The organism is Arthrobacter gandavensis, from assembly GCF_039528575.1.
GTDB lineage: Bacteria > Actinomycetota > Actinomycetes > Actinomycetales > Micrococcaceae > Arthrobacter_B > Arthrobacter_B citreus_B.
The window spans coordinates 576496-590984 of record NZ_BAAALV010000001.1; the positions used below are offsets into that span (position 1 = coordinate 576496).

A 14489-nucleotide genomic window follows, 5' to 3' on the forward strand; every position below is an offset into this window, starting at 1 on the left:
GTGCCGGAGGACCTAGTGGGTGTCCACGGCTTCGATTTCGGAGTGGTCCCCGCTCCACAGCGTGTGGAAGGTGCCTTCGGCGTCGACACGGCTGTAGGTGTGCGCACCGAACAGGTCACGCAGGCCCTGGGTGAGCGCGGCCGGAAGGCGCTTGCGGCGCAGGCCGTCGTAGTAGGCCAGCGAGGAGGAGAAGACCGGAACCGGGATCCCCAGCTGCACTGCCACGGAAACCACCCGGCGCCAGGCCGGAAGGGCCTGGGCGATGGACTCGGCAAAGGCCGGAGCCAGCAGCAGGTTGGCCGGAGCCTTCCCGTCCGCATAGGCCTTCATGATGTCGTCCAGCAGTTCGGCGCGGATGATGCAGCCTGCACGCCAGAGCGAGGCAATCTCATCCAGCTTCAGGTCCCAGCCGTAGGTCTTCGCTGCCCCGGTGAGCATGTCCATGCCCTGGGCGTAGCTGACCAGCTTGGAGGCGTAGAGCGCCTGCCGTACGTCTTCCACGAAGGATTCGGGGAGCTCGACGGCGGATTCCTCACCTGCAAGGATGCCCTGGGCTTCCTCGCGCTGGCCGCGCTGGGAAGACAGTGCGCGGGCAAACACGGATTCAGCGATCGCCGAGACCGGCGAGCCCAGGTCCAGGCCGGAGACAACGGTCCAGCGGCCGGTCCCCTTCTGGCCCGCGGAATCAACAACGACGTCGACGAACGGCTTGCCGGTTTTCGCATCGGTGTGCGCCAGGACCTCGGCCGTAATCTCGATCAGGAAGGAGCTCAGCTGGCCCTTGTTCCATTCGGTGAAGATCTCCGCCTGCTCTGCCGGTTCGATTCCGGCCGCCGAGCGCAGCAGGTCGTAGGCTTCGCCGATGACCTGCATGTCGGCGTATTCGATGCCGTTGTGGACCATCTTCACGAAGTGGCCGGCGCCGTCAGTGCCTACCCAGGTGCAGCAGGGCTCGCCGTTGTACTTCGCGGAAATCTTCTCCAGCATCGGGCCCAGCGAGTCGTAGGACTCGCGGGATCCCCCAGGCATGATGGACGGGCCCAGCAGGGCGCCTTCCTCGCCGCCGGACACTCCGACGCCAACGAAGTGGAGGTCCTTCTCGGCCAGCGCAGCCTCACGCCGCCGGGTGTCCTCGTAGTGCGAGTTGCCGGCGTCGATCACAATGTCGCCCGGTTCCAGCAGCGGGACCAGCTGGTCAATGACGGAGTCCACGGGACCTCCGGCCTTGACCATGATCAGCACGCGGCGCGGCTTCTCCAGGGAATCCACCAGTTCCTGCAGCGACTCCGTGCGGATAAAGTCGCCTTCGTCCCCGTGTGCCTCCAGCAGGGCATCGGTCTTTTCGATCGAGCGGTTGTGCAGGGCAACTGTGTAGCCGTTCCGGGCCAGGTTGCGGGCGAGGTTGGCCCCCATCACGGCCAGGCCGGTCACACCGATTTGTGCGCTCAAGTTCACTCCAAGGATTCTTCAGGTGCCGCTGACTGCAGCACGGACTCGGCGTGTGAATACGCCGTCTTCAGCCTCCAGCCTATTCTTCCGGCGGACCTGCCGCCACACGGCGCGTCGTGAGGGGACGGTCCCCGGAGCTGCCGGGCAATCCCTGCAGCGCTGATCGCTGCCTTTACACGCCCTCCACGGCGCTGAGCCGGCCGGACTGCACGGCTCCTGCGAAGGCGCGGTAGTCACGTTCGTTCTGGTCCGCGTACCGTTCGCAGAACGCTGCGCAGGCTTCATCGAACTTCGTGCCGTGGCCCAGGTAGGCTGCCATTGCCACCGGATCCCCCGTCCTCGCGTGCGCCCGTGCCAGCGTCCAGCCGCACAAATGCGCGTAGAACTCCATGCCCACCGGACGCATTGCTTCCACCTCCACGGCCCCCTTCATGTCCCGCAGCTGCCGCCAGTACATGTACCTGTTGGCTTGGACTCCCTTGGTCCAGCCCAGGAACGGGTCGCTCGCTGCCTGCATGCTGCGCTGGCCCTGGACAACCCGTTCGCCCGGCTGCCGGTACTCGCTTGCGGGCAGGTGGTCCTCCAGCACCGACCGGGTGGCCTCTTTGACCTGCAGGAAAAGCGGGTCCCCTGAATCACGTCCCTGCAGCAGGACGATAAAGGACCGGGTTCCCACGCTGCCCACGCCCACCACTTTGCGCGCCGCATCCACTATTTCGAATCTTTCCAGGAGGTGCCGCCGGTCGTCCTGGAGCGTCTGCCGGTATGACCTGAACTGGTCGTTGACAGCCCGCCGCAGCTGAGAGGCCGACATGCCGAATGACGCGTGCGCTTCCCGTGCGGGGATGACGATGGGCGGCTGGCTGGCTATCCGGTATTTCCCGTCAACCAGTTCTGCCAGCTTCGTCAGTGCCTGGAGGCTGTCCCGAGAGCGTGCCTTGAGGACAGTCCTTTCCGCAACCTTCCCGGCCTGCCGGGCGGCCTTCTTCCGGCTTCGTCCCCTGCTGGTTTCCACCGCGAGCTGGATGGCTTTGAGCACGTCCTGCTCCTCCAGCCGCGCGTACCAGACCTGGAGGATGCCCATTGAAGCGAACCGGAGCATCGCTTCCCGGTAGGACCGAACCGCCGCTGCGGTTATCCGGTGTACCTGGCCAGGGCTGAAGAGGTTATTCCTGGCCGCGACCGTGAAGCTCGCCCCCATCCGCAGCACGTCATATTCGAACGGGCCCGGCAGGGTCTCGTCGAAATCGTTGAGGTCGAACAGCATGCGCCGCTCCGGCGAGGCGAACACGCCGAAGTTGGACAGGTGCGCATCCCCGCAAAGCTGGACGTTCAGGCCGCTCCTGGGGAGGTCCTTGAGGTCGGCCGCCATGATCTTGGCCGCTCCGCGGTAGAAGGCAAGGGGCGAGGCGAGCATCCGGCCGTGCCGGACCGGCACCAGGTCCGGTTCCCGGGTGAGGTTTTGTTCCTCCAGAAGCGCCAACGGGTCCGGCCTTGCGGCTGCAGGCGCCCATTCTGCATGCACCGTCCGCGGGGTCGTCTCCCGGCGTGCCCGGCCCTTGGCACTTCGTGTCGAAACGCTCGAATGGCTGATGCTGGTCCGAACCATGGTCGGCGACCTTCCCGCAGCTTGGTGCTGTCCCGGACCGTAGGCCGGCGGTGCGGCCGCACCGCGGACAGCCCCCACAGACTACCGGGTTGCAGCCTGCAGCGGGAGTGCCCGGAGGCTGCGGGACGCGCACAGGCGGGGCAGGAACAACCGAGCAGCACCGTCCGGCATGCCGGCGGACCCTGTACGGCGGGGACGCGGTCTCGTAGTTTGGGTGCCACGGCAGTCACCGCTGGTCCGGACCCGCGGAAGGAACTGCAGGCACGGGAGGAACAGCATGATTGCGCTACTGCTCGGGTCCGCAGCCCTGATCCTGCTCAGTGCCTTTTCCGGCCCGCTGGGCCGCAGGGGTGTCACCTCCGCCATGGCATTCGTCCTGGCCGGGCTGGTCCTGTCGCTGGGATTTGGTGACAGCCTGGGGATTTCCCTGGAAACCAACTCTGTCCTGCGGATCGCGGAGCTGGCGCTGGTGTTCCTCCTTTTCAACGACGCAGCCCGGCTGGACCTGGGAGCGCTCCGCCGCAGCCCCGGCTGGCCGGTCCGCCTGCTCGGAATAGGACTCCCGCTCACACTGCTGCTGGGCTTCGCCGCGGGGGCAGTGCTGTTCCCGTCCCTTCCCGCCTCAAGCGTTTTCCTTCTCTCGGCAATGCTCTGCGCCACCGACGCCGCCCTGGGCCACCGGGTGGTGGAGGATCCCTCCGTGCCGGTTCCGGTGCGCAGGGCGCTGAATGTGGAAAGCGGACTGAATGACGGCATCGCCGTTCCGTTCTTCCTGGTCTCCCTGGACATTACGATGTCGGTGCTTGACGGCAGCGTGCCGTCCGCGATTGCCACTGCACTGGCCCAGCAGATCGGCTGGGGCCTGGCCGCGGGTGTGATCATCGGCTGCGCGGGCGGATACCTGCAGCGCGCAGCTGCGAGGCGCGGGTGGTTTGAAACCCGCTGGCGCCAGCCCTGCACCCTCGCCGTCGCCCTGGCAGCCTACGCGGCAGCAGTCACCTTGGGCGGGAGTGCTTTCCTGGCGGCTTTTGTGGCTGGACTGGCCTTCCGGCTGGCGCACGGCACCGATGAAAGTGACGCCACCAGGTTTACGGAAGAAACCGGCGGTATCCTCGCGGCAGCTACGTGGATGATCTTCGGCGCCGTCGCCATCCCTGCCGCCCTCCCCCATCTCTCCTGGGAGATTGCCGTATACGCCGTGCTGAGCCTGACGGCTGTGCGGATGCTGGCGGTAGGAGCCGCGATGGCTGGAAGCGGGGCCCCGTGGCAGACCCTCGCGTTCCTGGGCTGGTTCGGGCCTCGGGGACTCGCCTCCGTTGTGTTCGCTATCCTCGCTTTCGAGCGCGGCACTCCGGCTGCCGAAACCCTTCTGACGGCGGTGGTTGCAACCGTGGCTTTGAGTGTCTTCGCTCACGGGCTGTCAGCGAAGCCGCTGGTTGCCCTGTATCACCGCTGGTCGGAAGCGGGGCCAGGCAGGAAGCAGCAGCTCTAGGCTAACCGTAGGCTCCGAGTTCCCAGCCGTTCACAATGGCTGCTGCGCCCTCCAGAACGGCGATTCCCTGCTCCAGCGAATCCGTTCCCGCGGTGAGCACAACAATGCTGTACTCCGCGCTGTCTCCGATGACGAACCCGGAGCTGCCGACGTTCCAGGCCAGGTAATCATCCTGCAGCCATCCGTTCTTCAGTCCGACCTCCGCCACGGGATTCAGGATGCCGGCGGTGATTCCCCAGGCCTGTTCCGGGACGACGTTTTCCAGCAGGCTGACCGCGTAGTCCTGCAGCCCGTCCCGAATCCAGTCCACGCCAAGGGCCACCGCGGTGGCGATTCGCAGCTGGTCTTCGGAATTGGTTTCATTGGCTCCCCAGACTTCACCCGCTTCCGTTCCGGTAACCCCCAGCAGGCCGTATGTTTTCTGCAGCTCTTCCGCCCCGCCTGCCAGCGCATAGAGCTCATCTGTGGCGGCGTTGTCACTCTGGCAGATCATGAGCTCGGCAAGCTGCTCCTCCTCCGCCGTCAGTTCCCTGTCCTCCTCGGTTGCCTGGCGAAGCAGTGTCAGCAGGATCGGCACCTTGACCAGGCTTGCTTCCAGGTACCGGCCCTCCGGCTGATAGGACCAGGCGCGGTTTGAAGCGTACTCATAGATGGCTACCGAGAAGTCGGCCCCGGTCTGTGCCGCGTAGCGGTCGAGCTCAGCTTTCAGGGCCAGCTCCGGTTCGGAACTGGCCGACGGCGTCGCGGCGCTGCCGGGAACCGTAACCGTGGTGGGCGCCGGTTCGCCCGTGCAGCCAGTGACCGCAGCAGCGCTCAGCCCCAGTGTCAGCAGGAAGGCAGCCGCAGTCTTGACGAAGTTCGTGCGCAAGGTGCTCTTATCTTTCAGGTGCTCTTGGTAAGCGGTGTGTCGGCCACACCCTTTCCTTATTACCACTGGAGGCTATGAACCGGGTGTGCGTACCCTGCGGGCCTGCTTGGCATCGGCTCGCCGGGCCCGTGTCCCGAAGCCGGGGCATGATGTGCGGGCACGAAAAAACCCGCCTGCGGTAATCCGAAGGCGGGTTTTGCCGGTGGGTCCTACCGGGATCGAACCGATGACATCCACGGTGTAAACGTGGCGCTCTACCAGCTGAGCTAAAGACCCAGAGTGACCCGTTATGCCAGCTGGGATATTCCCGGCCAGCGCCGCATCACGAGGAATTACATTACCGGAACATGCTCCCGATTACCTAATCAAGGTGCCTGCCGGCGTGCCCGTGCTGCGGCACGGGATCGGGAAGCGACCGTGCCAGGTACTGGAGGGCAGTACCGACCCCCATGTCGATCTTGAGGTCCGCCAGGGCATCACCCCGGGTCTGTCCGCGGTTGATGATCACTACCGGCTTGCCCTCTTTGGCGGCATGCCGGACAAAGCGCAGGCCGCTCATGACGGTCAGGGAGGACCCGGCGACCAGCAGTGCACCGGCGTCGTCCACTGCCGCATAGGCCAACCGGACACGTTCCTTGGGGACGTTCTCGCCGAAGTACACAAAATCCGGCTTAAGCATCCCGTCGCATACGGGGCAGTCGGCGATGGTGAAGTCTTCGGTGTCGGTGATTTCGGCATCGGCGTCCGGTGCAATCTCCCCGTCGCCGGCCACCCGCTCCAAGAACCCCGGATTGAGCTTCTCCAGGAGCCTGGCAACGCCCTCACGCGTGTAGACCGCACCACAGGAAAGGCACAGCACCCGGTCAAACCGTCCGTGCAGGTCAATCACACGGATGCTGCCGGCATCGCTGTGCAGCCGGTCCACGTTCTGGGTGATCACGCCCGTGAGCAGCCCGCGCTCCTCCAGATGGACTACAGCTTCATGGCCCGCGTTGGGAACTGCATGGCGGAGGTGGTGCCAGCCCACGTGGTTGCGCGCCCAGTACCGCTGGCGCAGCACCGGATCCCCGACGAACTGCTGGTAGGTCATGGGATTCCGGGGCGGTGCGTCCGGGCCGCGATAGTCCGGGATCCCCGAATCTGTACTGAGTCCGGCACCGGTGAGGAGCGCGATCTTGCGGCCGGCCAGCAGCTCCACGGCTTTATCCAGCTGGCGGCGTTCGGCTTCCGTTGGATCTGCGGATGCGTCCGCAGCCTCCCTGGTCACGAATCCGGTGAGCCCCGTTCCGGGAGGCACAGGCTGGGTCATTTCAGTTCCGCTCTCCCGCGGCCAGCATCGAGAGCGCCCGCAGATAGTCCTCAGCACGGCGGGGTTCATCCGGGCCGGAGCGCAGGATCTGAGTGATGACTCCGTCCGCGCCAAGAATGAAGCTGGCCCTGGCTGCCATACCGCGGCTTTCCTCGAAAACGCCGAAGGCTCTCGCTGCTGCGCCGTGCGGCCAGAAGTCCGACAGCAGGTCGAATTCCCAGCCCTCCTGGGACGCCCAGGCGCGCAGCGAGTACTTCGCGTCGCAGGACACGGCCAGCAGCCTCGCACCGGCTGCCTTGAATGCGGGCTGAAGGCGGGCCAGATCCTCGAGTTCACCCGAGCAGACCCGGGAAAAGGCGAAGGGATAGAAAACCAGGACGGCGGGAGCCCCGGCAAGGTCCGCTGACCGCACGGTTTCGCCGTACTGGTTCGGCAGCTCAAAGGCGGGAGCCGGACCCCCGACACCGGGGACCCCGGCTGCAGGCATCAAGGCTGGCTACTTCTTTCGGCGGCTGACCAGGCGCGTCGCTGCCCAGTCGCGGCTGACGCCCGGTGACGTCGTGACGTGCAGCCCGGCAGTGGGTGCTGCCTCTTCGATATCGGCGGGCGGAACGTAGCCTTCACGGCCTGACTTGGGCGTCAGGACCCAGACCACTCCGCCGTCGTCGAGCGTTGTCAGGGAATCCACCAGCGCATCGACCAGATCGCCGTCATCAGCGCGCCACCACAGGACCACGCCGTCGACTACTTCGTGGTCGTCCTCAGTGAGGAGCTCGCCGCCGGACAGGTCTTCGAGGTCCTCACGGAGATCAAAGTCCACGTCTTCGTCGTAGCCGAATTCCTGAATCAGGTCGCCGTCTTTGAAACCCATTCTTTCCGCCACGTTCTTCTCTGTGACGGCATCGGCCTCGCTCACTTCACTCCTCCTGGTTGACTGCATAAATACAAGGGAATCACATCTTGGCCAGAACTGCCCTTTTCCTGACTCAAGGGAACACCTTTAACCGGCAAGCTTCAAGGGTTCCCAGTCCGCCGGCAGGCCTTCCCGGGTGAAGGCTACGCAAGGCGCGGCGGCCGGTCTACAGTGGCTAAAAGGACACGCACGGCGGTACGCGCGGCGCGTAAGTCCCCCGGCATCCGGCCGAGAGCGGAGTCATCCGGCAGGCGCAGGACTCCCGCAGCGGCAGGTTCCAGGCACCATCTGTGCATAGGAGAGTTTCGTGGCCGCAGAAGACAGAACGGATATCCTCAGCGGGCTCACCGGCCAGCTGCCCGACACCGATCCCGAAGAAACCGCAGAGTGGATCCAGTCCCTGGATGACCTGGTCCGGACCGAGGGCACCGAAAGGGCCCAGTTCATCATGCGGTCCCTGCTGCAGCGCGCAGGGGCGCACTCGGTCGGTGTTCCCATGGTCACCACTACGGACTACGTCAACACCATTCCCGTGGACCAGGAACCCGAGTTTCCAGGTGATGAGGAGATTGAACGCAGGTTCCGCGCCTGGATGCGGTGGAACGCAGCGATCATGGTGCACCGCGCACAGCGCCCTGGCATCGGCGTCGGCGGCCATATTTCCACGTTCGCCGGTGCCGCCACGCTCTACGAGGTGGGCATGAACCACTTCTTCCGGGGCAAGGACTACCCGGGCCGCGGCGACCAGGTCTACTTCCAGGGACACGCAGCTCCGGGAATGTATGCCCGGGCGTTCCTGGAGGGGCGGCTGACCGAAGAGGACCTGGACGGCTTCCGGCAGGAGAAGTCCCGCGCAGGGCACGGACTCTCCTCCTACCCGCATCCGCGCAACATGCCGGACTTCTGGGAATTCCCCACTGTTTCAATGGGCATCGGACCGATGAACGCGATCTACCAGGCGCAGCTGAACCGCTACCTGGACAACCGCGGGTTCAAGGACACCTCGGAGCAGCACGTCTGGGCGTTCCTGGGCGACGGCGAGATGGACGAGCCGGAATCGCGAGGCCTGCTGCACGTCGCAGCCAACGACAAGCTGGACAACCTCACCTTTGTGGTCAATGCGAACCTTCAGCGCCTGGACGGTCCGGTGCGCGGCAACGGCAAGATTGTCCAGGAACTTGAGGCGTTCTTCCGCGGGGCCGGCTGGAACGTCATCAAGGTGCTGTGGGGCAGGGAGTGGGATCCCCTGCTGGCTGCCGACGACGACGGCGCGCTGGTGGAGATCATGAACTCCACGGTCGACGGCGACTACCAGACCTACAAGGCCGAATCCGGCGGCTTCATCCGTGACCACTTCTTCGGCAAGAGCCCGCAGACCAAGGCCATGGTGTCCGGACTTTCCGACGACGACATCTGGAACCTCAAGCGCGGCGGGCACGACTACCGCAAGGTCTACGCCGCGTACAAGGCAGCCCTGGAGTTCAAGGGCAAGCCCACGGTGATCCTTGCGCACACGGTGAAGGGCTATGGGCTGGGCCCGCACTTCGAAGCCAGGAACGCAACGCACCAGATGAAGAAGCTGACCCTGGATGACCTCAAGCTTTTCCGCGACCACCTGCGCATCCCCATCACCGATGAGCAGCTCGAAGCGGATCCGTACCAGCCTCCGTACTACAACCCGGGGCCGCAGGCACCGGAAATCCGGTACATGCTGGACCGGCGGAAGGAACTGGGCGGATTCCTCCCGGAGCGCCGCGCGGACTTCAAACCCATCCATCTGCCCGGCGAGAAGTCCTACGAAGTAGCCAACCGGGGTTCGGGCAAACAGCTGGCCGCAACGACCATGGCCTTCGTCCGCCTGCTGAAGGACCTCATGCGGGACAAGGAGTTCGGCATGCGGATTGTGCCGATCATCCCTGACGAGGCCCGTACCTTCGGCATGGACTCGTTCTTCCCGACGGCGAAGATCTACAACCCGCAGGGCCAGAACTACCTGTCAGTGGACCGTGACCTGGTGCTGGCGTATAAGGAGTCCCCGCAGGGCCAGATTGTGCACGTGGGCATCAACGAAGCCGGGTCCATCGCGGCATTTACTGCCGCCGGAACGTCCTACGCCACACAGGGTGTGCCGCTGATTCCGGTCTACATTTTCTACTCGATGTTCGGGTTCCAGCGCACCGGGGACTTTATCTGGGCAGCAGCGGACCAGCTGGCCCGCGGGTTTATGGTCTCCGCGACGGCCGGGCGGACCACCCTCACCGGTGAAGGCCTGCAGCACGCCGACGGCCACTCCCCAATCCTGGCTTCGACCAACCCCGCGGTGAAGACCTACGATCCGGCGTACGGCTACGAGATTGGGCGCATCGTGCGGCACGGGCTGGAGGAAATGTACGGGCCGGATTCCAAGGATCCGAACGTCATCTACAACCTCATGGCCTACAACGAGCCAATCCTCCAGCCGAAGGCACCGGAGGACCTGGATGTGGAAGGTGTTATCAAGGGCATCTACCTGCTCTCCTCCGCCTCGATCGACGGCCCCCGGGCGCAGCTGCTGGCTTCCGGTGTTGCTGTCCCCTGGGCCATGGAAGCGCAGCGGCTCCTGGCCGACGACTGGAACGTCTCCGCGGACGTCTGGTCGGTGACCAGCTGGAATGAACTGCGCCGGGAAGCCCTGGCTGCCGAGGAGGAAGCTTTCCTGCATCCGGACGCAGAACCGCGTGTTCCGTTCGTGACGCAGCAACTGGCCGGAGCGACCGGACCGGTGGTGGCTTCCACTGACTACATGAAGGCCGTGCCGGACCAAATCCGGCAGTTCCTGCCCAACGAGTTCGCGTCTTTGGGAGCAGACGGATTCGGTTTTGCCGATACCCGGGCAGCGGCACGGCGGTTCTTCAAGATTGACAGCCATTCAATGGTGGTGCGGACACTTGAAATGCTGGCCCGCCGCGGCGAGGTGGATTCCTCCGCCCCACGAGAGGCCATCAGCCGCTACCACCTGCTGGACGTCACGAAGGGCACCAGCGGCAACGCCGGGGGCGATGCCTAGCCGGACTGCGGAACGCGGACCCCTGCCGTAGCAGGTCCCCAGCCGAACAAGTTGTAGCCTTCACACAAAATGGAGGTTGGGCAGCGAAGGCCGTAAGCTTCGAGGATGCCAGTGACCCGCACGAATCCACAAGCAGCTGCGGCACCGGAGAACGGTGCCGACCCGCTCATCCTGGAACGGCTCAAAGCCAACATCGGCAAGCTCTCAACGGCCACGCTGAAGCAGCTTGACGTTTCCCTGCCCTGGTACCGGGGACTCCGTCCGGACGAACGTTCAGCCCTGGGAATGGTGGCGCAGAAGGGCATCGCTTCCTTCGTGAACTGGTACGAACGGCCCGCTTCCCCAGCCTGGGTTCTCAGCGACGTTTTCGGCACCGCCCCCACTGAACTGACCCGCGCCATCAGCCTGCAGAAGGCACTGGCGCTCATCCGCGTCGTAGTGCAGGTGGTGGAGGACCGGGTGCCGGAACTGGCTGCCGGGTCCGTCCAGGGCCCGCTGCGCGAGGCTGTGCTGCGCTACTCCCGCGAAGTTGCCTTTGCCGCTGCCGACGTCTATGCCCGTGCCGCCGAAACCCGCGGCGCGTGGGACACCCGGCTTGAGGCGCTGGTGGTCGATGCCATCCTCCGCGGCGAAAGCTCCGATGCCCTGCGTTCCCGGATCGCTGCAGTCGGCTGGACCTCGACGGCGGGAGTCACGGTGATCGTGGGCAGTTCCCCGGCCGATCCCAGCCCGTCCTTCGTCAATGAACTGCGCCGGGTTGCCGGACGGCTCGCGGAGGACACCCTGGTGGGCATCCAGGGCGATCGACTGATCCTGGTACTGGGTGGGATGAGCGAAAAGTCCGGAGCCCTGGGCCGCCTGGCAGATCTGTTCGGGGCAGGACCGGTGGTCTACGGCCCCCCCGCTGAATCCCTCGTGGACGCCGGCCCCTCGGCCCAGGCCGCATTTGCCGGCCTTACCGCAGCGCGCGCCTGGCCTGCAGCGCCGCGCCCGGTGGCCGCTGACGACCTCTGGCCGGAACGGGTGATGTCCGGGGACGATTCGGCACGCAAGGCACTGGTTCGCAGCATCTACCGGCCCCTGCTTGCCGCTTCCAACGGCCTGGCAGAAACGCTCTCCGCCTACCTCTCACTGGGCCATTCGCTGGAAGCCACGGCCCGGGAACTCTTCGTCCACGCGAACACCGTCCGCTACCGGCTGCGGCGGATCTGCGACATCACCGGCTGGGATCCGATGCTCCCCCGGGAAGCCTTCGTCCTGCAGACCGCACTGGTGGTAGGGCGGCTCTCACCGGTGGGCAAGGCAGTGCCCGAACGGCCGGCAACACGCTCCTAAGTCCCCCCTGCCGCCCCCTTGCACCGGCGGGCTGCACTTGTAGACTTCCTACAACGCCCCCGGGTGAGCTTGGTTCACCTAAACACCCGGTAAATCCCTCCCTCTTTGGAAAGCTTGTTACGTGCTTGCAATCGTCTGCCCCGGCCAGGGGTCACAAACGCCAGGCTTCCTCGCTCCGTGGCTGGAACTGCCCGGAGTGCGGGAGCACCTCGAAGCGCTCTCCGACGCTGCGGGGCTGGACCTCACAGCGCACGGCACCGTCTCCGATGAGGAAACCATCAAGGACACCGCCGTCGCCCAGCCGCTGATCGTAGCCGCCGGCCTGGTGGCTGCCCGGCAGCTCCTGGACACCGGCGCCCTAACCGCAGCAACCGTTGTCGCCGGTCATTCGGTGGGAGAGATCACCGCCTCCGCCGTCGCCGGCGCGCTCACGGAAGACGACGCCGTCGCCTTCGTTCGGGAACGTGCCAACGCGATGGCGCGCGCGGCCGCTGCGGCGCCCACCGGCATGAGCGCAGTACTCGGCGGTGACCCGGACGAGGTCGCCCGCCTCCTGTCCGGACTCGGACTCACGGCAGCCAACGCCAACGGCGGCGGCCAGGTGGTCGCAGCCGGCACGCTGGCGCAGCTGGAGGAACTCTCCGCCAATCCCCCGGCCAAGGCACGGGTTATCCCGCTGAAGGTCGCGGGAGCCTTCCACACCGCTCACATGGAACCGGCCCTCAGCGTCCTGGAGGCGCTGCGCCCGTCCCTGTCCCCCGCACAGCCCCTGCCCACGCTGCTCTCGAACTACGACGGCGCCGCCGTGGTGAGCGGCGAAGCCAACCTGGACAGCCTGATCGCGCAGGTCTCCCGTCCGGTCCGCTGGGACGCCTGCATGGAGACCATGACAAGCATGGGAGTCACCGGCATACTGGAGCTTCCCCCTGCAGGCACCCTGACCGGGCTGGCCAAGCGGGGAATGCGCGGTGTTCCCTCAATGGCCCTTAAGTCTCCCGAAGACCTCGCCGCTGCCCGCGCCTTTGTGGCCGAGCATTCCGGTGCGGCAGCAGTTACAACCCAAGAAGGTAATGCGTGAGCACGCCCACCCTGAAGCAAGCCCCCGTCCACGAGTTCAGCCGGATTCACGGCCTGGGCGCTTTCCGCCCCGACGTGATCGTCAGCAACGACGATGTGTGCCAGTGGATCGAATCCTCTGACGAGTGGATCCGCCAGCGCACCGGGATCGTCACCCGCCACCGCGCTGACAAAGGCACGTCCGTCGTGGACATGGCGGAGCTGGCCGGGCGCGATGCCCTGGCCCAGGCAGGCATCGACGGCTCAGAGCTGGACGCCGTCATCGTCTCCACCGTCACCCATCCCTTCGCCACACCGTCCGCTGCCGCCCAGGTCGCTGACCGGCTCGGTGCCACGCCCGCACCCGCGTACGACGTTTCCGCTGCGTGCGCAGGATACTGCTACGGCATTGCCCAGGCCGATGCCCTGGTGCGCTCCGGTGCAGCGAAGTACGTGCTGGTTGTCGGCGTCGAAAAGCTCTCGGACTTTATCGACAACACCGAACGCACCATCTCGTTCCTGCTGGGCGACGGTGCAGGCGCCGTCGTGGTCGGCCCTTCCGACACTCCCGGGATCGGCCCTTCGGTCTGGGGATCGGACGGCAGCAAGTCCGGCGCGATCGGCATGACGCACTCCATGCTGGAAATCCGCGAACTCTCCCTCGCCGCGGAAGCGGACGGCGACCTGCCGGCTTCCATGCTCGCCGAGCGTGAAACCAAGCTTTGGCCGACCCTGCGCCAGGACGGACAGACCGTATTCCGCTGGGCCGTCTGGGAAATGGCAAAGGCAGCACAGCAGGCACTGGATGCCGCCGGCATCACCGCCCAGGACCTCTCCGCTTTCGTACCGCACCAGGCCAACATGCGAATCATCGACGAAATGGCCAAGCAGCTGAAGCTGCCCGAATCCGTAGTCATCGCCCGGGACATCGCCGACGCCGGCAACACCTCGGCAGCCTCGATCCCGCTGGCAACCCACCGCCTACTCAGCGAGCATCCCGAACTCAGCGGAAAGCTCTCGCTGCAGATCGGCTTCGGTGCCGGACTGGTTTACGGCGCCCAGGTAGTAGTCCTCCCCTAGTTTGCAAGACCACACCGCTTCGGCGGTTGGAAAACCCATACCGGTCCAGCACCGGTACCAACGAAAAAGGAGCCCCCATGGCTAGCAACGAAGAAATCCTGGCCGGTCTCGCCGAGATCGTGAACGAAGAAACCGGCCTGGCCCCCGAGGCCGTTGAGCTGGACAAGTCCTTCACGGATGACCTGGACATCGACTCCATCTCGATGATGACCATCGTGGTCAACGCCGAGGAAAAGTTCGGCGTACGCATCCCCGACGAAGAGGTCAAGAACCTCAAGACCGTTGGCGACGCCGTCGACTTCATCTCCAACGCCCAGGCGTAGTTCGTGAAG

The 14489-nt window shown here is 65.5% G+C and carries 12 protein-coding genes and 1 tRNA gene; 6 read left to right on the forward strand and 7 right to left on the reverse strand.

Going from position 1 to position 14489, the window contains the following annotated elements:
* Positions 1-12 precede the first annotated feature (12 nt).
* Together gndA and ABFX29_RS02740 are read right to left on the reverse strand one after the other, a co-directional pair.
* Positions 13-1449 (reverse strand): NADP-dependent phosphogluconate dehydrogenase, encoded by a 1437-nt coding sequence (gene gndA, locus ABFX29_RS02735; protein WP_152227487.1) that lies wholly within the window; start codon positions 1447-1449, stop codon positions 13-15.
* 172 nt (positions 1450-1621) lie between these two features.
* Positions 1622-3058 (reverse strand): DUF2252 domain-containing protein, encoded by a 1437-nt coding sequence (locus tag ABFX29_RS02740; RefSeq protein ID WP_152227485.1) that lies wholly within the window; start codon positions 3056-3058, stop codon positions 1622-1624.
* A 277-nt stretch (positions 3059-3335) separates the two neighbouring features.
* Here ABFX29_RS02740 and ABFX29_RS02745 point away from each other — a divergent pair, with 277 nt between their 5' ends.
* Positions 3336-4550, forward strand: coding sequence for a cation:proton antiporter (locus ABFX29_RS02745; RefSeq protein WP_170287744.1), 1215 nt, complete (start codon positions 3336-3338; stop codon positions 4548-4550).
* Position 4551: 1 nt separating this feature from the next.
* Here ABFX29_RS02745 and ABFX29_RS02750 read toward each other — a convergent pair whose 3' ends face one another.
* The 5 genes from ABFX29_RS02750 to ABFX29_RS02770 all read right to left on the reverse strand — a co-directional run bounded on the left by ABFX29_RS02750 (position 4552) and on the right by ABFX29_RS02770 (position 7643).
* Positions 4552-5418 carry a serine hydrolase gene (locus tag ABFX29_RS02750; RefSeq protein ID WP_152227480.1) on the reverse strand — a complete coding sequence of 289 codons (867 nt, stop codon included), beginning with the start codon at positions 5416-5418 and terminating at the stop codon, positions 4552-4554.
* A gap of 203 nt (positions 5419-5621) precedes the next feature.
* Positions 5622-5694 (reverse strand) — tRNA-Val (locus ABFX29_RS02755).
* A gap of 85 nt (positions 5695-5779) precedes the next feature.
* Positions 5780-6727: an NAD-dependent protein deacetylase gene (locus ABFX29_RS02760; RefSeq protein WP_152227478.1), complete on the reverse strand. Its 948-nt coding sequence runs from the start codon at positions 6725-6727 to the stop codon at positions 5780-5782.
* A gap of 1 nt (position 6728) precedes the next feature.
* A complete protein-coding gene (locus ABFX29_RS02765; RefSeq protein WP_152227476.1) occupies positions 6729-7214 on the reverse strand; it encodes a redoxin domain-containing protein in 486 nt (161 codons plus the stop codon).
* Between the two features lie 9 nt (positions 7215-7223).
* The gene (locus ABFX29_RS02770; RefSeq protein WP_152227474.1) at positions 7224-7643 is read right to left on the reverse strand and encodes a DUF3052 domain-containing protein; all 420 of its coding nucleotides are present in this window, start codon (positions 7641-7643) and stop codon (positions 7224-7226) included.
* Between the two features lie 304 nt (positions 7644-7947).
* On the opposite strand from ABFX29_RS02770, the gene aceE reads away from it, so the two are divergent.
* From aceE to ABFX29_RS02795, 5 genes are all read left to right on the forward strand, one after another.
* Positions 7948-10686: a pyruvate dehydrogenase (acetyl-transferring), homodimeric type gene (gene aceE / locus ABFX29_RS02775; RefSeq protein ID WP_152227472.1), complete on the forward strand. Its 2739-nt coding sequence runs from the start codon at positions 7948-7950 to the stop codon at positions 10684-10686.
* Between the two features lie 105 nt (positions 10687-10791).
* Positions 10792-12021 (forward strand): PucR family transcriptional regulator, encoded by a 1230-nt coding sequence (locus tag ABFX29_RS02780; RefSeq protein ID WP_152227470.1) that lies wholly within the window; start codon positions 10792-10794, stop codon positions 12019-12021.
* 121 nt (positions 12022-12142) lie between these two features.
* Positions 12143-13099: an ACP S-malonyltransferase gene (locus tag ABFX29_RS02785; protein WP_152227468.1), complete on the forward strand. Its 957-nt coding sequence runs from the start codon at positions 12143-12145 to the stop codon at positions 13097-13099.
* The gene (locus tag ABFX29_RS02790; RefSeq protein ID WP_152227465.1) at positions 13096-14157 is read left to right on the forward strand and encodes a beta-ketoacyl-ACP synthase III; all 1062 of its coding nucleotides are present in this window, start codon (positions 13096-13098) and stop codon (positions 14155-14157) included. The genes ABFX29_RS02785 and ABFX29_RS02790 overlap by 4 nt, the downstream gene beginning before the upstream one ends.
* 77 nt (positions 14158-14234) lie before the next feature.
* Positions 14235-14480, forward strand: a complete 246-nt coding sequence (locus ABFX29_RS02795) for an acyl carrier protein (RefSeq protein WP_055240832.1) — start codon at positions 14235-14237, stop codon at positions 14478-14480.
* Positions 14481-14489: the final 9 nt, after the last annotated feature.